Source organism: Brevundimonas sp. (assembly GCF_965278935.1).
Lineage (GTDB): Bacteria > Pseudomonadota > Alphaproteobacteria > Caulobacterales > Caulobacteraceae > Brevundimonas.
In genome coordinates this window covers 603,564-620,955 of record NZ_OZ257124.1, presented here as the reverse complement: position 1 = coordinate 620,955, position 17,392 = coordinate 603,564, and the positions used below count along the sequence as shown (strand labels likewise).

The window sequence follows — 17,392 nt, the reverse complement described above, 5'->3', positions numbered from 1 at the left end:
GCTACCTTTCGGCGCCCTGCTCGGCGCGAGGCACGTCCCGGGCCGCGTTGGAGGCCATGGTGTCCTGGATCTTGATGATCGCCGGACCCAGGATGACGGTGAACAGCACCGGCAGGAAGAACAGGATCATCGGCACGGTCAGCTGGGCCGGCAGGGCCGCCGCCTTCTTCTCCGCCGCCGACAGCCGCAGTTCGCGGTTTTCCTTGGCCATCGTCCGCAGCGCCGATCCCAGAGGCGTGCCGTACTGTTCGGCCTGGACCATGGCGGTGGCCACGGCGCGGACGCCCGGATGGTTGGTCCGCTTGGCGAGGCCTTCGTAGGCCATGCGCCGCTCTGGCAGGTAGCTGAGCTCGGCGGACAGCAGGCTGAGTTCCTCGGCCAAGGCGATGGAGGTGGTGCCGATCTCCTGGGCCACCTTCACGATCGCCGCCTCGATCGACATGCCGGCCTCGACGCAGATCAGCATCAGGTCGAGCGCGTCGGGGAAGGCCTGCATGATCGAGGCCTTGCGCTTCGCGATCACGTTCTGGAGGAACATGTTGGGGGCGTAGAAGCCGCCCACGGCGCCCGCCATCACGATCGCCACCTTGACCATCAGCGGCTGGCCGAAGTCGTTGATGAAGAAGATGTAGATGCCGGCCAGCAGGAAGCCGACGAAGGGCGAGGCGAAACGGAAGAAGTAGAAGGTCGTCAGCGGTCGGGGGCCCCGGAAGCCGGCCTGGGCCATCTGCTCGGCGACCTTGGGATCCTCCAGCATCTTGGTCAGGTTCAGCCGGTCGACGACCGTCTTCTTGAAGCCGTCGTCGGTGTGGCGAAGCCCGCCGCTCCCGGCGGCGATGGCCTGACGCGAGCGGCGCTTCAGTTCGTCGCGACGCACGGCGACCGCCTTCATCCGGCTTTCCAGCGCCACGCCGCTGCCCATGCCGCCCAGCAGGGTCATGACGGTGGCGAAGACCAGCAGGGCGACCAGACCGCTGAGCAGGTTCACCGGCTCGACGATGGCGCGCATGATGGATTCCATGTCGCCCTCCTAGAACTTGAACGAGATCATGCGCTTCATCACGAAGATACCGATCGCCATCCACGTGCCTCCGCACAGCAGCATGATCTGGCCGCGGAAGTCGGTGAACATCAGCAGCATGTAGCTGGGGGTCGTGATCGACACGAGGATCATGACCACGGGCGGCATCGAGCCGATGATGCCGGCCGAGGCCACGGCCTCGGACGACAGGGCCTTGATCTTCTCGCCCATCATCCGGCGCGCGCGCAGCACGGTCGAAAGGTTGCCCAGCGCCTCGGCCAGGTTGCCGCCTGTCTTCTGCTGGATGGCGATGACGATGGCGAAGAACTTCAGCTCCGGCGTCGGCATGCGCTCGTACATCCGGTCCAGGGCCTGGGACAGGGTCAGACCGACGCCCAGCCCCTCGACCAGTTTCTGGAACTCGGGCCCGAGCGGCGCGGGGCTCTCCTTGCCGATGATCTTGAAGCAGTCGTGGACCGGCAGACCGGTCTTGATGCCGCGCACGATCACGTCGACGGCGTTGGGGAACTCGGCCGCGAACTTCTTCATCCGACTCTTGCCGATGAAACCCACGACCCAGCGCGGCAGGCCCAGCCCGGCCACCAGACCGGCGCCGAGGGCGACAAAGACGTTCGGCCCGAACAGGAAGGCCAGCAGGAAGACGACCACGCCGGCGCCGATGCTGATCATCGTGAATGTCTTGATCGTCATGGCCAGACCGGCGTGCTTCAGCCTGGCCGCCATGGTCATGCGGGCCTTTCGCTCCTTGCGATCGGCATCCTTGAGCTGAAGCTCGATCGCCTTGCGTCGGGCCTCAGGCGTATTGGCTTCGGCCTTGGCGGCCTTGGCGCGGGCGTTCTTTGTCGCGGGCGAGGTGAAGCCTTCGGCGCGCTTCAGGGCCTGGGAGCTGGAATCGTCGCCGCCGACGAAGGCCCAACCGAGGCCGCCGATGGTGATGAAGGCCAGCACCGCTGCGAGGATCGGAAGCATCGCGCCTACTCCGCCGCGTCGAGGGCTTCGGCCAGCTCGCGCTCCAGGCCGTAGTAGCGGGCGCGGTCCCAGAAGCGGGGACGGGCGATGCCGGTCGAGCGGTGACGGCCGACGATCTTGCCGTTCTCGTCCTCGCCCGTGATCTCGTAGACGAACAGATCCTGGGTCACGATGACGTCGCCTTCCAGCCCGACCACCTCGGTGATGTGGGTGATCCGGCGCGAACCGTCGCGCAGGCGGGCCGCCTGGATGATGACGTCGACCGAGCCGACGATCATCTCGCGGATCGTCTTGGACGGCAGGCCGTAGCCGCCCATGGTGATCATCGATTCCATCCGGCTGATGGCCTCGCGCGGGGAGTTGGCGTGCAGGGTGCCCATCGAGCCGTCGTGGCCGGTGTTCATGGCCTGCAGCAGGTCGAAGGCTTCCGGACCCCGGACCTCACCGACGATGATCCGCTCGGGACGCATCCGCAGGCAGTTCTTGACCAGGTCCCGCATGGTGATCGTGCCCTGACCCTCGAGGTTGGGCGGGCGGGTTTCCAGACGGACCACGTGCGGCTGCTGCAGCTGCAGTTCGGCGGCGTCCTCACAGGTGATGACGCGCTCGGTCGGGTCGATGAAGGCGGTCAGGGTGTTCAGCAGCGTCGTCTTGCCCGAGCCGGTGCCGCCCGAGATGACGATGTTGCAGCGGCAGGCGCCGATGACGCCCAGGACGCGGGCCCCTTCCGGACTGATGGAGGCGTACTCCACCAGGTTCTTCATCGTCAGCTTGTCTTTTTTGAACTTCCGGATCGTCAGTGTCGCGCCGTCGATGGCCAGGGGCGGGGCGATGACGTTGACGCGGCTGCCGTCGGGCAGGCGGGCGTCGCAGATGGGAGAGCTCTCGTCCACGCGGCGGCCGACCTGCGACACGATCCGCTGGCAGATGTTCATCAGCTGGGTGTTGTCGCGGAAGCGGACGTTGGTCAGCTGAACCTTGCCGTTCACCTCGATGAACACCCGCCCGGCGCCGTTGACCATGATGTCGGCGATGTCGTCGCGGCCCAGCAGCGGCTCCAGCGGGCCGTAGCCGAGGACGTCGTTGACGATGTCCTGGACCAGATGCTCCTGCTCGGCCACCGACATGGAGACATTCTTGATCGCCACCAGCTCGGCGACGATGTCGCGGATCTCTTCCGATGCGGCCTTGGTGTCCAGCTGCGCCAGCTGGGCCAGGTCGATCGTGTTCATCAGGGCGTTGAAGATCGTCGTCTTCGTGGCGTGATAGTAGTCGCTCTGCTCGCGGACGATCTCGGCGACCGCCTGGGCCTTCTTCAGCTGTTCGAAGCCGGCGGTGGCCTTGGGGCCGGGTCCGGCGTTCGGCGGAGGCGCGGCGGCGGGCTTGGGTCGGGCCGCGAGGGCGTCGAGGCGATCTGCGGCGGGAGACGGTGGAGCCGAAGCCGCACGGCCGCTGGTGTGGGCGAAACCGGTCTCGGCGGGCGGGGCGTCGGCGTTGTAGGCGAAGGCCTGGGTCTGCTGACCCTGGGCCGGCTGTGGGGGAAAGGCGTCGTCGAACGCCTCGGCCGGATGCGGCGCGGGCGCAGGCGCGGGCCGGGGCTCGACCGCCACGCCGCCGGGCTGGGATGTGCGCTTTCCGAACACCCGTCAGGTCTTCTTCTTGAACAGGCCGGAGAACATCGACTTCGATTCGCCCCCGGACGCCTTGGCGGCCTTGCCCGGCGCGGCGATCATCGGCAGTTCGCGGCGCGACACGATCTGGGCCAGGGTCTGGAAAGCCTCGGCCGCCTTCGACTTGCCCCCGGCGTCCAGAATCATCTGGCCATTGTTGGCCGCGGCGCCGAACAGCTTGGCGTCGAACGGGATCGACAGGCTGGGGTGGATGCCCAGAGCCGCGCCGAAGTCCTTGGCCGGGATCTCCGGACGTCCGGGCACGCCGACCTGGTTGAGCACCAGCCGCGGCGGCGCGTCGTTCGGGCGGCCCGAGCGGATCAGGTCGATCATGTTCTTGGCGTTGCGCAGGGAGGCGAGATCGGGCGTGGCCACGACCACGACCTCGTCCGCCGAGATCAGGGTCTTGCGCATCCAGCCGGTCCAGATGTGCGGCAGGTCCAGCACCACGAAGGGCGCCGTGCCGCGGATCTGGCTGGTCACCTCCTCGAAGGCGTCCGGCGAGATGTCCCAGTCGTTGTCCAGGGTGGCCGGCGCCGCGAACAGCGACAGTTTGTCGGTGCAGCGGACCATCATCCGGTCAAGCAGGACGGCGTCCAGCCGGTCGGGCTGGCCCAGGGCCTCGGCGATGCCGGAAAGGGGGTCCTGATTGAAGTCGAGACCGGCCGTTCCGAACGGCAGGTCGTAGTCGACGATGACGGTGTTGGCGCCGATCCGCTCGGACATCGCATAGGCGGTGTTGTGCGCGACCGAGGAGGCCCCCGCCCCGCCCCGCGCGCCGACGAAGGCGATGGAGCGGCCGACGAACGGCTGGGCCGGATCGGAGAACAGGCCGCCGATGGCGGCGATCAGCTGCAGCGGCTGGATCGGAGCGACCAGATATTCGCTGACGCCGCGCTTCATCAGCTCGCGGAACAGGATGATGTCGTTGGTCGCGCCGATGACGACGACCTTGGTGCCGGCGTCGCAGACCTCGGCCAGACGATCGACCTGCCAAAGCAAATTCTGCGGACTTTCCAGGCATTCGACGATGATCAGCGGCGGGGTCGGCTCGTGCGAATAGGCGTCGAGCGCGCCGGGGATGCCGCCGACGCGGATCTGGGTCGTGGCGCGCGACATGCGCCGGTCCTGACCGGCCCGCTCGGCGGCGGCCAGGGTGTCCTGTCGCTCGCCGAAGACGTGGATGGCGATGCGCGGAACCGTGACCTCGACCTGCAGTCCGCCCGGCTGGGGCGACAGGGCGGCGGAGGCGCCGGCGACCAGCTCGCCCACGGGATTGTAGCCGGGCGCCGGCCCCGGCCCCTGGGCCACGGGCAGGCCGGGATGGGCCACGACGGCGCCGACCGGGACCGGGACCGGCGCGCCCGGCGCGGTGAACTGCAGCGGTTCGCGCGGATTGATGTCGGCGTCCAGCGAGGGCGCGGCCGCCGGCATGAAGTCGAGATCGGCGCCGAACTCGTCGTCGAGATCGTCAAAGGGGCGCGAGGCGAATGCGTTGGTCATGTCCCGTCAGTCCACAGCATTCGAGACGCGCCCGCGATCCACGACCACCTCGCGGACGGCCGCCGTCTGCTCGCCCGCGCGATAGTGGTCGATGACGACCGAGCGCCGCGCGGCGTCCGCCGGAGTCATGGCCCGCGGCATGACGATGTCGCGCGGGTTGGCGATCTGGGCGGCGAGGTTGGCGTTGACCGAGCAACCGAAGTTGGCGCTCCCGGCGTTGTTGCCGGTCCGGGCCAGATTGCTCCACTCCTGCCCGCACCGGGGCACGACGGCGCGCACGGTGTCGAAACCGACCAGCACCGGCGCCCGGGGATCGGGGGCGACATAGGTCACGACGCGCACCTGATAGGGCGGCACGCCGGACGCCTCCAGCGCCCCCTTGATCCGCCAGGCGATGTCCGAGGCCACGGGATCGTCGCCCGACGGCGCCTCGACCGTCAGCATCGGCGCGCCCTCGGCGGCGAAGCGATTAACCATGTCGCGGAGGGCCAGGGTCTGATTGTCGGACAGGCCCGTCTCGTGCACGGCCAGGGCTACGCGATCCAGGCCCGGTTCGACCTGCAGGGAGAAGCGCGACGTCGGGGTCAGTGGCGTCGGCCCAAGCCCCTCGGCCGGGGCGCCCATGCAGCCGGACAGGGCTGCTGCGATCGCAGCGGCGGCGGCGAGAAACAGGGTGCGGGTCATGCTGGTGCTCATGGGCGCGCTCACTCGATCACATAACCCACCGGCCCCTGCCAGCCGGCGCTCGGCGAGGCGGTCGGGGCGGGCGAGCCGTAGGCCTGGTTCAGCTGGCCGAAGAAGATGGTCTGGGCGTCGGTCGCGATGCGCAGGCCGTCTGCGGGCGTCTGCAGCTGATCACGCGACACCGGCGTGACGATGAAGGGTTCGACGATGATCGCGAGCTCGGTCTCGCCGGACAGGTAGTCCCGCGAACGGAACAGCTGGCCCAGAACAGGCAGGGCGCCGATGCCGGGCAGACCGTCGATCGTCTGGCGGGTGGATTCCTGGAGCAGACCGGCGATCATCATCGACCCGCCGGAGGGAATTTCCACCGTGTTCTGGACGCGGCGGACGTTCAGCCCGGCGATGTTGAACGCGTTTTCGGTGCCGCCGCCGAGCGTGATGCCGCCGCTTTGCGTCAGTTCGGACACCTCGACCGAGATCTGCAACGAGATGCGGCCGCCGGACAGGACGACCGGCCGGAAGCCCAGGTTCACGCCGTAGGGCTTGAACTCGATGGTCACATTGCCGTCGCGGTCGCGGCCGGTCGGAACCGGGTATTCCCCGCCCGCCAGGAAGCTGGCGCTCTCGCCGTTGACCGAGGTGAGGTTGGGTTCTGCCAGGGTGCGGATCAGACCGACGCGCTCGAAGGCCTTGATCGTCGCCTCGGCGCTGTTGACCCCGTCCGAGCCCGGACCGGTGCCCGGCTGGGCCGTATCCCAGTTGGAGGCGTCGGCCGGTCCCCGGACCGTGTAGTTGCACAACACGTCGGGGGCGAAGGCGCCGCCGCACGGGCGTTGGAGCTGGAAATTCTGCGTCGTGTCGCGGCTCGATCCCAGCGAGAGACCGCCCAGCAGGCCGCCGTTGGTGGCGAAGCTGGCCGCCTGTCCCAGCAGGAACTGGGTGTTTCCGACCTGGCCCAGCACCGCCTGCGTGTCGAAGCCCAGTTGCTTGATCGCGTTGCGCTGAACCTCGACGACGCGGACGCGCAGCGTGACCTGATCGGACTGGGCGACCGTCATCATATTCAGCACCTTCTCGGGCGCCGAGACGAAAGCCCGGGCCAGGGAGACGGCGCGATCCGCCTCCGCCGCGCTGGTCACCAGGCCGGTCAGGACGATGCTGTCGTTGACGGCCTCTGCGTGAATCTGGGAGCCCGGAGCGACGCGGCTGAGGGTGTCTTGCAGGGCCGAAACGCCTGCGTCGACGCGCACGCGCAGAGTCAGGATCTGGCGGCCGGCGGCGTCCAGGAAGACCGCATCGGTCTCGCCCGGCGCGATGCCGATGACGGTGATCCGGCGCGGCGAGTGGACGTTGGCCTCGGCCACGGCCGGGTTCGAAACGATGACGTCCCGCGCATCGGCGGGCAGGTCGACGGCGAAGGAAGTGCCGCGCGGCAGGTTGACCAGTTGCGGGCCCGAGCCGGCCGCCACGGTCTGGCGTGCGCCATAGGTCTGGGCCGTCGCGGGAGCGGCGGCGCCCACGGCGACGAGGCCGGCGCAGGCCAGGGCGACGAAACGGTTCACACGAACGCTCATGGGATGCTCACCACTTCGGGCTCTCCGCCGCGGAAGACGCGCACCTGCGAGGGACGGCTGGCGACGGGTGTCCGGGCCGGCGAGCCGACGCGGCCCGAGGGTCCGGCGGTGTCGGCATAGGACCGCAGCGTCAGGGACAAGGTCCCGGCCGCCTTCGCCAGGGCCAGGGTCTCGGTGTCGTTGGGCGCGATTTCGAGGGTTGCCGTGGCGCCGACCACGGCCTGCTGGTCGTCCTCGGCGCGCGTCGACTGGTCGATGGCCAGGACCTTGACGTTCTGGAGCACCAGACGGCTGGCGAACTTGGCCTGGTTCGGGGCTTCTTCGGTGTCGCGTTCCAGTTCGACCGTCACGATCACATCGACCCGGTCGCCGGGCAGGATGAAGCCGCCGGCGGCGGTCTCGGTCGAGACGGCGATGGCCATGGCCCGCATGCCGGGCTCCAGATAGGCGGCCATATAGCCGCTGTCCCCGGCACGCACGATCTTGCGGCCGATGATCGGTTCACCGGCCAGGATCGGTTCGCGAACGACCGATCCGAAATATTCCGACTTGGCCCCGCCGCTGGTCAGTTCCTCGGCGGCGCGGGTCACCCGGGCGACCGTGCCTTCCGGCTTGGCCTCTTCTTCGGCGGGGGCGGCCGCGGCTTGCTCGCCCTCGGCGGGCGCGGCCTGCGGCACGGGGACGGAACCGTCGGTGATGAAGGCCGGATTGACCTCGTCGGCGGGCCAGTCCTTCCACTCCAGGTCGGCGTCGGTCAGACGGACCCCGGGCGCGAGATCGCGAGCGGCGACCAGAACCTTGGCCATCGGGCGCGCGGGTTCTGCGGCCGCGGCGACGGTCGCGGGCTCGCCCGAGGGCGATCCCATGGCTTTCACCACGAGGGCCAGGCCGATAGCGGCCACGGCGGCGATGCAGATGACGGCAATACGGGCGGGCTTCATCGACGGTCTCCGGCGAGACCTGCCGCGCGAATCGTGACGCTGGCGGTCTACCGTTAACGACCATGGCGGGCGCGGGTTAACGCGGCCCTAAACCCCGACGCGTGTCAGCCTGCGGCGAAGGTCGTCAGCAAGGCTGAGGACGGGAAAGCCATCAAGGCGCCGGCGCAGATGGCGATGCCGTAGGGGATGTCGCCCTTGGTCTCCAGCAGGGTGTGGACCCAGCCCGGACCGCCGACGATATGGGGCGCGACGTCGCGTCGGGCGACGATCAGGGCCAGAGACAGGAGGCCGCCGAACACGGCCGTCCAGAGAATGAACTGGAACGAGGCCGACGGACCCAGCCACAGGCAGGCCGCGGCGATCAGCTTGGCGTCGCCGCCGCCGATGACCCGCAGCGCGAACAGACCCATGCCGACCAGAAGGGCGATGACGGCCACGCCGCCGTGCAGTCCGACGACGTCGAGCGGCAGGCCGACCGCGAAGGCGGCCGGGAAAAAGCCGAGGATCAGCGATCCCGACAGCCAGTTCGGAATCCGCATCGTCGTCAGGTCCGAAAGGGCGGCCGCGATGACCAGGCCCGGAAGAACGCTCAGAAGAATGAGAGAAACGAGGTCCATGACGGCATCCTGCATGGGGCGGGTTAAGTCCGGGTTGCCGCGACGACCTGGCCCACAAAAACAAAGGGCCGGCGCGTTTCCGCGCCGGCCCCCGCTTTCAAGACCCGTGAGGGTTTAGCCGAGCTTGGCCGAGACCTTGCCGAACGTGGCCGACAGGTTGGTGCCGACCAGCTGCACGGCGCCGATGATGACGACGGCGATCAGAGCCGCGATCAGGCCATACTCGATGGCCGTGGCGCCCGACTCGTCCTTGGCGAAACGCGAAACAAACTTGGTCATGGTGTTCTTCCTTTTGAAATCTGTGAAGCGAGCTAACGATGGCTGGGAGGCTCGGTCGCCCGCTTTCCCCCAAACGCATGAGCATAATCGCCCTGATCGGTTAAAGGCGGGCTAGAAGGCGTGGTTACCCGCCCGTTTACTGTAAAAAGTTCGCATGATCCGGCCATCGCTCCAGCAAACGCCCGCCACCACTGAATAAGGCGGCGCTTCGGGTCGCTGCGGACAAGATCATCCGTTAACGCTTGTTCAGGCGTCTGAACGAAACGTGGCCGGAGGTCTCTCACTTTAGAGTTTGTAGAGGTTTCCGGCCGATCTTCGCGCCTCGCCTTCGCGCGCGCCCGTTCAGAGCTACAAGGACACATAAACCATGGCCGGATCGATCGCCGCCCGCCTGCGCCCCGCCCTCCTCGCCGGGCTGTTGCTCGTCGCAGGCGCAGCCCGGGCCCAGACCCTGAACGTCGAGATCGACCGTTCGGCCCGCATCGGCCTGACGGGGTCGGCCGCCTCGGTCATCGTCGGCAACCCGGCGATCGCCGATGTCACCGTGGTGGACGCCAACACATTGTTCGTCACCGGCAAGGGCTATGGCGTGACCGAGGTCGTCGCCGTGGACGGCGTCGGCCGCACCATCTTCCAGGGCGAGATCGTCGTCACCGGCGGATCGACCGGATCCGTGCGCGTGTGGCGCGGCGCCCAGGCGACCGAGATGGCCTGCGCCGCCTCCTGCGCCCCCAGCATTCGCAACATCGCGGGTCCCGCCTCGGCCTCGGCGTCGACCGCCGCCAGCCCGATCCCCTGATCCATGAGCCGATTCCTGTTCCGCAGGCGCGGCCGGGCCGCCGACCGCCCCCGTCGCGAAGGCGCTGCGGCGGTCGAGTTCGCCATGGTCGCCGCCCCGTTCTTCTTCATGATCTTCGCCGTGCTGGAACTGGGTCTGGTCTTCCTGATCGACTCCACGCTCGAGAACGCCGTGCTGAGCGCCAGCCGGCTGGTCCGCACCGGCCAGGCCGATTCCGGGAACATCACCGCCGCCCAGTTCAAGACCGCCCTGTGTTCCGAGATGAGCGTCTTCCAGGGCGACTGCGCCAATCGCGCCGACGTCGATGTCCGCGTCATGCCCCAGTTCACCGACGGCATCCCCCCCAGCCCGATCCGCAACGGCGTGATGAACACGGGCGATCTTCAATATAACAGAGGCCAGCCCGGCGACCTGATGCTGGTCCGGGTCTGGTATTCCCAGCCGCTGGTCACCCCCTTCATGCAGCAGGCCATGTCGCGCCTGAACTCCGGCGCCGCCGTGATCTCGGTCGCCACCGCCTTCCGCAACGAGCCTTATCGCGGGGGAACGCCTTGAGCCTGCGCCGCTCCGCCAGCCTCGGTTTCCTGCGCCGGTTCGGCCGCGACGGTTCCGGCGTGTCGGCGGTCGAATTCGCCATTCTCGCCCCCGTGCTGATCCTGATCTATTTCGGTCTCGCCGAATTCTGTCAGGCCTATATGGCCCAGCGCCGGATGGGGCACTCGACCTCCCAGGTCGCCGACATCGTGGCCCAGTACCAGACGGTGAACGCCGCCCTGATCGACGACACCTTCGCTCTCGGCGGACTGGTCCTCGCGCCCTTTCCGGACAGCGCGCTGAAGCTGCGTGTCACCGCCATCACGCGCGGAACCGACGGCGTGGCGCGGGTGAGCTGGAGCCGGGGCAAGGGCATGACCGCGCGCACCGGGTCCGTGACCGTTCCCGACGGCCTGATCGAGAACGGCGAGAGCATCATCATGAGCGAGGGGACCTACGACTATGTCTCGCCGCTCAACCAGGTCATCGGGACCAAGCAATTCTCTCACACCTACTGGCTGCGCCCGCGGCTGGTGAACACGATCACCTGCACCAACTGCTAGCCGATCAGGGCCTGCCGGATCGCGGCAATCTTGGCGTCCGTTTCCTGCAGTTCCGAAGCCGGATCGCTGTCCGCCACGATCCCTGCCCCGGCCAGGGTCCGGAAGGCCCAGGTCTCCCCCTTGCGCCAGAAGGCGATGGTCCGGATCAGCACCGAGGCCGTCAGGGAGCCGTCGTCGTCCAGCAGGAACAGGCTGCCGCACCAGGGACCGCGCGGCCCTTCGTGACCCGCGATGACCCGCATGGCTTGATGCTTGGGCGCGCCCGTGATCGATCCCGGCGGGAATGACGCCGCCAGCACCCCGGCCGGCCCGACGCCCGTCATGGCCTCGCCGGTCACGGTCGAGACGAGGTGGTGGACGGTGGCGAAGCTCTCCAGTTCGAACAGGTTTTCGACCACGACCGACCCCGGCCGCGCGATCCTCGACAGGTCGTTGCGCATCAGGTCGACGATCATCAGGTTCTCGGCCCGGTCCTTGGCGCTGGCGATCAGGTCGGCCGCGTTGGCCGCGTCGATCCCGGCGTCCGGATCGCGAGGCCGTGTGCCCTTGATCGGTCGGGTCTCGATCCGCCGGCTGGCGGGGTCGAAGGTCAGGAACAGTTCGGGCGAGTTCGACACCAGCGCCCGATCCCCGACCCGCCAGAAGGCGCTGTAGGGCGCCGTCCCCGCCGCCAGCCGGACGAACACCGCGAAGGGATCGACGTCGGGTTCGAGCGAGCCGCCCCACGACCTCGCGATATTGGCCTGGAACAGCTCCCCGGCGGCGATCCGCGCCACGACATCGGAGACGGCGGCGATGTAGTCGCGCTCCGGCCGCTCGGGTTCGAACCGCGCGGCCGGGACCTCGCCGGGCGTGACCTCCGCGGCCGCGAAAGCCATCCACACAGCGGCGGCGTCCGCCGCCTCGGCCGCCCCGGCCTCGTCTCGCCCTAGGCCGATGGCCGAGACGGTACGCGCCTCATGATCGAAGACCAGCATGGCCGGATAGCGGGCCAGCATCAGGTCCGGCCAGTCGCCCGGCGACGGTCCCCGATCTCCCGTCGCCGGGCGAGCCCCGGCATCATAGGTCGCCAGCCCGACCACGAACCGGTCCATCCCCTCCCCGGCCAGGGCGGCGAAAGGACGGTCCGCCTCCATCCGCGTCGTCGCGATCCGGTCCGGCTCGCAGGCGACCCAGGACCGCCCGCCATTGGGACCGCCGTCGGACAACAGGCACAGCGCGCCCTCCCGATGCGCCAGCCCGGCCGCGACGGCGAGAGGCTCGGCCCAGTCCAGGGTCCGGACGACGCGAACGGTCACGCCGCCAGCCGCTCCGCGATCCGGTCGCGCAGGGCCGTGTCGACGCCGAGCGCCTGTTCCAGATAGCCGTCGAGGGAGCCATACCGCTCGTCGATCGCGGCGATGGCCGCGTCCAGATAGGCGGGTTCGACTCCCATGAAGGCGACCACGGCGTCATGCGACGCGTCACGTCCGGTAAAGCCTTTCAGCTGTTCGGCGATGGCCGGGGCGCGGCCGACCAGATCGACCGCCGTATTGGTCAGCAGATAGTCCTCCATCAGGTCGTCGTGACTCACGCCCAACAGATGATGGGTCAGGGCCGCCAGCATCCCGGTCCGGTCCTTGCCCGCCGCACAGTGGATCAGCACCGGCCGGTCGGTCTCGCCCAGCGCATGGAAATAGCGGCTGGACAGGTCGATGTGGGCCGGTGCGAAAGGCAGTTCGCGATAGGTCGCGGTCATGAACCGGCGACCCGAGTCCGGGGTCAGGTCGGCGGTCTTCAGAAAGGTGATGTGCGGCGCCTCGCCGGCCTCGTCGAGGTCGCTCTCGAACACCTGGCCGGTGAAGTTCGCGGCCCGCTTCGACGGCTGTCGCCGACGCTCGACCGGCCGACGCAGGTCGACGACGACGCCGAGGTCCAGCGCCGCCAGCCGCCCCAGATCCGCCTCGGACACCGAGGCCTGATGCGCCGAGCGGAACAGCCGGCCGGTCTGCAGAGCCCGGCCTGCGGCGGTGTCATAGCCGCCGTAGTCGCGGAAATTGTCGAGCGCGTCGAAGGCGTGGATGCGGGAGGTCATGGCCTCCCTATAGGGCGTTTCAGCGCGGCCCGACCAGCCCGGCCATGGCGTCCAGATAGGCGACGAAGGCCTTCCGGCCCGGCTCGGTCATCGCGGCCTCGGTCAGGGGCTTGCGACCCACGAACCGCTTGGTCACGGCGACGAACCCGGCCTCCTCCAGCTTCCGCAAATGGACCGACAGATTGCCGTCGGTCGTCTGGAGCCGCGCCTTCAGCGTGCCGAAGTCCGCGCTGTCGACGCCGGACAGGGCCGCCATGATGCCGAGACGGACCCGTCCGTGGATGACGTCGTCGATCCGGCCGATATCGAAATCGTCCGCCATCCTCAGCCCCGTTTCGCGGCGCGCATCAGCAGGAAGCCGGGAACCGCCATGAGCAGGAACAGGCAGGCCGCATAGCCGAGGTAAAGCGACGGCTGGTTGGCCAGCAGCGCCAGAAGTGGCGCGGCGAGGAACGATGCGCCCGCCAGCCAGGTCAGAGGCTTCGACCGCGTCATCGCCGCGCTGACCGCCCAGCCCAGACCATAGAAGACCATGATGATCGACGGCGACAGCGACAACAGAACCAGGCTCTGTTCACCCACCCTCCACGCGATCAGGGCGATCGAGCCGAACAGCGTAAATATCCCCCAGCCCACGGCCGACCAGACCGAACGGGTCGCGCGATCGACCGCGGTCTTCACCCCGCCCGAGCCACGGCTGCGCTGGATGACCGCAGTCAGGACGCAGAGGAACAGGACGGTGGCGCCGATCCAGAGGAAGCTGAAGGCAGGGGGCGGTTGGTCGATCAGCCCCGAGGCCACCGTCCAGTGGGCGATGCTGGCCAGGCCGAAGATCAGACCGGCGGCCATCAGGATTCCACCGCCACCCATGGGTGTCGCAGCGCCCTCGGCGGCGAGGTTCTTCAGCCAGGCGATGTCGGCGGTGTCGTTGTTCGGATCGGTCATGGTTCGATTTCCCGTATGCGATTTCAGTGTCAGCGCGCGCGGCCGAAGGTCAGGGCGAGGCCGGGGATCAGGGCGAAGGCGACCAGACCGCAGGCATAGGCCAGGTATTGCTGCGGCGTACCGATCAGCAGGGCGACGCCGCCCGCCGCGATGAAGGCGCCCAGGGCCACGCCGGCCAGCCACTTCGGACCGCCGCGGACCGCGGCGACCAAGAAGGCGAGACCGTAGAGGGCCAGACCGATCGGCGACATCCACATCATCAGCGCCCAGTTCTTGAGCAGGACCGAGGCGATGGCCAGGGACAGGGCGGCGGCGATCTGGGCCAAGATGGCCCAGCGCGACCATGAGGCGGCGCGGATCGCGGCCTCTCCGCCCAGCCCGCGCAGGCGGCGAAGGATGATCAGAAAGGCGACCACAGCGACCGGCCAGCTCAGCGACAGCGTGGCCGGATGCAGATGCAGGACCCCGCTCATCACCCCCCACTGGAACAGGTTGGCGGCGGCGAAGATCGAGCCGGCGGCGATCAGATTGCGTCCCGCCGCGACGGCGAGCGTCGGCTGCGTGGACAGGGGAACGGGGTCGAAGGTCGTGGCGGTCATCGCAGGTCGTCCGTGGTTGATGACCCTTTGATCTCACATCTACTTTGTGATGTAAAGTTCTTTTTGACTGCCAGATGCGCACGGGCGCCGCCTCGGCTAGAACCGGCCGATGACCCCGACCTATCACAGCATCGCCTATGCCGGATTCGAGGTTGCCAACCCCGTCACGCTCGACGCTGTCTTGGCTCTCGTCGCCCGGACCGGCCTGACTGAGGGCGCGACGGCGCTTGATATCGGGGCCGGCGCGGGCGGGGTCTCGGTCGCCCTCGCGCGGGAGTTCGGCCTGCGGGTGCAGGCGATCGAACGCTATCCCGATATGGCGGACATGATCCGCGACCGCGCCGCGAACGCCGGCGTCGCCGGGAAGGTCATGGTGGTCGCGGAGGGTTCGGCCACGGCGCTCGACCGCCTCGCTCCGGCCGACCTGATCGTGGCCCTCGGCTCGACCGAACCGGCGGGGCCGGGCGTCCGCTCGGCGGTCGATATCTTCGCAGCGCTGGCCGGGCGGCTGGCGTCGCCCGGCTGGCTGCTATGGGGCGACCTGACCTGGAAGGGAGAACCGCCCGAGCCCCTGCGTCAGGTGATCGGGGCCGCGGGCGACTATGCGACCCACGACGGCTGGCTCGCCGCGGCTGAGGCTGCCGGGCTGGAAACCGTCTCGGCCGAAATCGCCCCGGACGCCGACTGGGACGCCTTCTTCGGCGGGGCGGACGCGCGGGTCCGGGACTGGCTGGACGCCAATCCGGACGACCCCGCCGCGCCCTCCATCCGCCAGCGCGCCGACCTGTCGAAGGCCACCTTCGACTTCGGTCGACCCTGGCTCAGCTTCGGCCTGTATCTGTTCCGGAAAAGATAAACCCTCTCCCGGAGCGAGGGGTTCACCGCCGCATACCCATCAACACATCCCCCGAATTCGCCTTCGGATTCAAGGGCCGGCTCTGACGATAGGCCTTTTATCCGGCGCCCCTGCCGGCACGGCTATAATGCTGACCAACCGGGCTTTCGCCCGTCGCCGGGGAAAGGAGATTTCGTCCGTTTCGTCCCGTTTCGTCACCTTGCCCTGGTCATGACGAAACGGACAAAGGTCAGCGGAACGGCGGCTCGTCGAAGGCGCGCAGTTTCCGGGAGTGCAGGCTCGCCCCCTCCCTGCGCAGGATGTCGATGGCCTGGATCCCGATCTGCAAATGCTCGGAGATCGAGCCTTCGTAGAAGCGGTTCGCCTGACCCGGCAGTTTGATCTCCCCGTGCAGCGGCTTGTCCGAGACGCACAGCAGGGTCCCGTAGGGAACGCGGAAGCGATAGCCCTGGGCGGCGATGGTGGCGCTCTCCATGTCGATGGCCACGGCCCGAGACTGGTTGAAGCGCAGCGCCGACTTGGAATAGCGCAGCTCCCAATTCCGATCGTCGGTGGTCACCACCGTGCCGGTGCGGAGGCGGCGTTTGACCTCCTCGCCCGGTGCGCCGGAGACCATCTTGGCCGCATCGTAGAGGGCGCGCTGGACCTCGGCGATCGAGGGGATCGGAATGTCCGGCGGCAGGACCGCGTCCAGCACATGGTCGTCGCGCAGATAGGCGTGGGCCAGGACGTAGTCGCCGATCGTCTGGGACGGGCGCAGGCCGCCGCAGTGGCCGATCATCATCCAGGCGTGCGGCCGGGTGACGGCCAGGTGGTCGCAGATGGTCTTGGCGTTCGACGGCCCCACCCCGATGTTGACCAGGGTGATGCCCTCATGGCCCGGTGCGGTCAGGTGATAGGCGGGCATCTGGTGCTTCTTCCAGGCCGCGTCCATCACCGCATCGGCGTCCGCCGTCTCGCGCGTGATCACCACCCCGCCGGCGCACGACAGGGTCTCGTAGATGCTGTTCGGGTCCTTCAGCTGCTCGCAGGCCCAGCGCACGAAGTCGTCGACATAGCGGTTGTAGTTGGTGAACAGCACATAGGACTGGACATGCTCGACCGGCGTCCCGGTGTAGTGCCGCAGCCGCGCCAGCGAGAAGTCGGTGCGCAGCCCGTCGAACTGCGAAAGAGGAAAGTCCTCGCTCGGGTCGAACAGGCCGTCGGAAATCTCGTCGCCGATATGGGCGAGGTCCGTGGTCGGGAAGTATCGCGCGATGGCCGCCGTCTGCGACGGGTTCAGCACGACGTCGGACCCGTCGAGCACATAGGGGAAGGGGATCTCCTGCTCCGACGGACCGACCTCGAAGGCCACGTCGTAGTCCTGCTGCAGCAGGGTCAGCTGCTCCATCAGATAGGGGCGGTACAGGTCCGGCCGGGTGATCGTGGTCGAATAGACGCCCTGGCGCGACATCCGGGCATAGGACCGGATGGGCAGGTTGGTGGGCCGATCGCCGAACCAGCTGATCTTCAGCGAGGGGTACGAGAAGAGCCCGTTCGCCCGGGCCTCGGGGTCCGCCCGCTCGCCGGTGGCGAGGAAGGTCCGGACGGCGTCCCGCAGGGCGGCGACGGATTGGGTGTAGAGGTGTTCGAGGCGATCCAGCGCCTCGGGCGCCGACAGCGCCCCGTTTTTCTGTTCTGTCATGACTTCCTCTAGCCGAGGATCATGGCGCTGGCGAGACTGTGACGCTTCATCTTGTGTGA

The 17,392-nt window shown here is 68.5% G+C and carries 19 protein-coding genes; 4 read left to right on the top strand and 15 right to left on the bottom strand.

The window, feature by feature from the left end; all coding sequences use genetic code 11:
- Position 1: 1 nt before the first annotated feature.
- From ACQY68_RS03160 to ACQY68_RS03120, 9 genes are all read right to left on the bottom strand, one after another.
- Positions 2–1,021 carry a type II secretion system F family protein gene (locus ACQY68_RS03160; RefSeq protein WP_428151577.1) on the bottom strand — a complete coding sequence of 340 codons (1,020 nt, stop codon included), beginning with the start codon at positions 1,019–1,021 and terminating at the stop codon, positions 2–4.
- A 9-nt stretch (positions 1,022–1,030) separates the two neighbouring features.
- Positions 1,031–2,011: a type II secretion system F family protein gene (locus ACQY68_RS03155; RefSeq protein ID WP_428151576.1), complete on the bottom strand. Its 981-nt coding sequence runs from the start codon at positions 2,009–2,011 to the stop codon at positions 1,031–1,033.
- Between the two features lie 5 nt (positions 2,012–2,016).
- On the bottom strand, positions 2,017–3,654 hold the full coding sequence (locus tag ACQY68_RS03150) for a CpaF family protein (RefSeq protein WP_428151575.1): 1,638 nt from the start codon (positions 3,652–3,654) through the stop codon (positions 2,017–2,019).
- A 3-nt stretch (positions 3,655–3,657) separates the two neighbouring features.
- Entirely contained in the window at positions 3,658–5,184 is a 1,527-nt protein-coding gene (locus ACQY68_RS03145; RefSeq protein WP_428151574.1) for an AAA family ATPase, read from the bottom strand.
- Between the two features lie 6 nt (positions 5,185–5,190).
- A complete protein-coding gene (locus ACQY68_RS03140) occupies positions 5,191–5,880 on the bottom strand; it encodes a CpaD family pilus assembly protein (protein ID WP_428151573.1) in 690 nt (229 codons plus the stop codon).
- Between the two features lie 8 nt (positions 5,881–5,888).
- Positions 5,889–7,442, bottom strand: a complete 1,554-nt coding sequence (locus ACQY68_RS03135; protein ID WP_428151572.1) for a type II and III secretion system protein family protein — start codon at positions 7,440–7,442, stop codon at positions 5,889–5,891.
- Positions 7,439–8,383: a Flp pilus assembly protein CpaB gene (gene cpaB, locus ACQY68_RS03130; protein ID WP_428151571.1), complete on the bottom strand. Its 945-nt coding sequence runs from the start codon at positions 8,381–8,383 to the stop codon at positions 7,439–7,441. Before cpaB ends, ACQY68_RS03135 begins: the two co-directional genes overlap by 4 nt.
- 104 nt (positions 8,384–8,487) lie before the next feature.
- Complete coding sequence (locus ACQY68_RS03125) at positions 8,488–9,000, bottom strand: A24 family peptidase (protein ID WP_428151570.1); 513 nt, start codon at positions 8,998–9,000, stop codon at positions 8,488–8,490.
- 114 nt (positions 9,001–9,114) lie between these two features.
- Positions 9,115–9,279 carry a Flp family type IVb pilin gene (locus tag ACQY68_RS03120; protein WP_298159380.1) on the bottom strand — a complete coding sequence of 55 codons (165 nt, stop codon included), beginning with the start codon at positions 9,277–9,279 and terminating at the stop codon, positions 9,115–9,117.
- A gap of 367 nt (positions 9,280–9,646) precedes the next feature.
- On the opposite strand from ACQY68_RS03120, the gene ACQY68_RS03115 reads away from it, so the two are divergent.
- The 3 genes from ACQY68_RS03115 to ACQY68_RS03105 are packed head-to-tail and all read left to right on the top strand — an operon-like array spanning position 9,647 to position 11,175.
- Positions 9,647–10,078, top strand: coding sequence for a pilus assembly protein N-terminal domain-containing protein (locus tag ACQY68_RS03115; protein ID WP_428151568.1), 432 nt, complete (start codon positions 9,647–9,649; stop codon positions 10,076–10,078).
- A gap of 3 nt (positions 10,079–10,081) precedes the next feature.
- Positions 10,082–10,633, top strand: coding sequence for a TadE/TadG family type IV pilus assembly protein (locus tag ACQY68_RS03110; protein ID WP_428151567.1), 552 nt, complete (start codon positions 10,082–10,084; stop codon positions 10,631–10,633).
- Complete coding sequence (locus ACQY68_RS03105) at positions 10,630–11,175, top strand: TadE/TadG family type IV pilus assembly protein (protein ID WP_428151566.1); 546 nt, start codon at positions 10,630–10,632, stop codon at positions 11,173–11,175. Before ACQY68_RS03110 ends, ACQY68_RS03105 begins: the two co-directional genes overlap by 4 nt.
- Here the strand turns inward: ACQY68_RS03105 and ACQY68_RS03100 are convergent.
- Genes ACQY68_RS03100 through ACQY68_RS03080 form a run of 5 tightly spaced genes read right to left on the bottom strand, consistent with a single transcriptional unit; the run spans position 11,172 to position 14,793 of the window.
- Positions 11,172–12,473 (bottom strand): anthranilate synthase component I family protein, encoded by a 1,302-nt coding sequence (locus ACQY68_RS03100; protein WP_428151565.1) that lies wholly within the window; start codon positions 12,471–12,473, stop codon positions 11,172–11,174. The two genes, ACQY68_RS03105 and ACQY68_RS03100, sit on opposite strands and share 4 nt — an antisense overlap.
- Positions 12,470–13,249: a tyrosine-protein phosphatase gene (locus tag ACQY68_RS03095; RefSeq protein WP_428151564.1), complete on the bottom strand. Its 780-nt coding sequence runs from the start codon at positions 13,247–13,249 to the stop codon at positions 12,470–12,472. The genes ACQY68_RS03100 and ACQY68_RS03095 overlap by 4 nt, the downstream gene beginning before the upstream one ends.
- A gap of 19 nt (positions 13,250–13,268) precedes the next feature.
- Positions 13,269–13,571 carry a winged helix-turn-helix domain-containing protein gene (locus tag ACQY68_RS03090; protein WP_428151563.1) on the bottom strand — a complete coding sequence of 101 codons (303 nt, stop codon included), beginning with the start codon at positions 13,569–13,571 and terminating at the stop codon, positions 13,269–13,271.
- Positions 13,572–13,573: 2 nt separating this feature from the next.
- Positions 13,574–14,194, bottom strand: a complete 621-nt coding sequence (locus tag ACQY68_RS03085; protein WP_428151561.1) for a hypothetical protein — start codon at positions 14,192–14,194, stop codon at positions 13,574–13,576.
- Between the two features lie 29 nt (positions 14,195–14,223).
- Positions 14,224–14,793 (bottom strand): hypothetical protein, encoded by a 570-nt coding sequence (locus ACQY68_RS03080; RefSeq protein ID WP_428151560.1) that lies wholly within the window; start codon positions 14,791–14,793, stop codon positions 14,224–14,226.
- 109 nt (positions 14,794–14,902) lie between these two features.
- Between ACQY68_RS03080 and ACQY68_RS03075 the strand changes: the two genes are divergently transcribed.
- The gene (locus ACQY68_RS03075) at positions 14,903–15,649 is read left to right on the top strand and encodes an SAM-dependent methyltransferase (protein WP_428151559.1); all 747 of its coding nucleotides are present in this window, start codon (positions 14,903–14,905) and stop codon (positions 15,647–15,649) included.
- 229 nt (positions 15,650–15,878) lie between these two features.
- Here ACQY68_RS03075 and ACQY68_RS03070 read toward each other — a convergent pair whose 3' ends face one another.
- A complete protein-coding gene (locus ACQY68_RS03070) occupies positions 15,879–17,333 on the bottom strand; it encodes an AMP nucleosidase (RefSeq protein ID WP_428151558.1) in 1,455 nt (484 codons plus the stop codon).
- Positions 17,334–17,392: the final 59 nt, after the last annotated feature.

Coding starts and splice junctions, on each gene's coding strand:
- ACQY68_RS03160 (WP_428151577.1), bottom strand. CDS start 1,021: ATGGAATCCATCATGCGCGCCATCGTCGAGCCGGTGAACCTGCTCAGC.
- ACQY68_RS03155 (WP_428151576.1), bottom strand. CDS start 2,011: ATGCTTCCGATCCTCGCAGCGGTGCTGGCCTTCATCACCATCGGCGGC.
- ACQY68_RS03145 (WP_428151574.1), bottom strand. CDS start 5,184: ATGACCAACGCATTCGCCTCGCGCCCCTTTGACGATCTCGACGACGAG.
- ACQY68_RS03140 (WP_428151573.1), bottom strand. CDS start 5,880: ATGAGCACCAGCATGACCCGCACCCTGTTTCTCGCCGCCGCCGCTGCG.
- ACQY68_RS03135 (WP_428151572.1), bottom strand. CDS start 7,442: ATGAGCGTTCGTGTGAACCGTTTCGTCGCCCTGGCCTGCGCCGGCCTC.
- cpaB (WP_428151571.1), bottom strand. CDS start 8,383: ATGAAGCCCGCCCGTATTGCCGTCATCTGCATCGCCGCCGTGGCCGCT.
- ACQY68_RS03125 (WP_428151570.1), bottom strand. CDS start 9,000: ATGGACCTCGTTTCTCTCATTCTTCTGAGCGTTCTTCCGGGCCTGGTC.
- ACQY68_RS03120 (WP_298159380.1), bottom strand. CDS start 9,279: ATGACCAAGTTTGTTTCGCGTTTCGCCAAGGACGAGTCGGGCGCCACG.
- ACQY68_RS03115 (WP_428151568.1), top strand. CDS start 9,647: ATGGCCGGATCGATCGCCGCCCGCCTGCGCCCCGCCCTCCTCGCCGGG.
- ACQY68_RS03110 (WP_428151567.1), top strand. CDS start 10,082: ATGAGCCGATTCCTGTTCCGCAGGCGCGGCCGGGCCGCCGACCGCCCC.
- ACQY68_RS03095 (WP_428151564.1), bottom strand. CDS start 13,249: ATGACCTCCCGCATCCACGCCTTCGACGCGCTCGACAATTTCCGCGAC.
- ACQY68_RS03090 (WP_428151563.1), bottom strand. CDS start 13,571: ATGGCGGACGATTTCGATATCGGCCGGATCGACGACGTCATCCACGGA.
- ACQY68_RS03085 (WP_428151561.1), bottom strand. CDS start 14,194: ATGACCGATCCGAACAACGACACCGCCGACATCGCCTGGCTGAAGAAC.
- ACQY68_RS03080 (WP_428151560.1), bottom strand. CDS start 14,793: ATGACCGCCACGACCTTCGACCCCGTTCCCCTGTCCACGCAGCCGACG.
- ACQY68_RS03075 (WP_428151559.1), top strand. CDS start 14,903: ATGACCCCGACCTATCACAGCATCGCCTATGCCGGATTCGAGGTTGCC.
- ACQY68_RS03070 (WP_428151558.1), bottom strand. CDS start 17,333: ATGACAGAACAGAAAAACGGGGCGCTGTCGGCGCCCGAGGCGCTGGAT.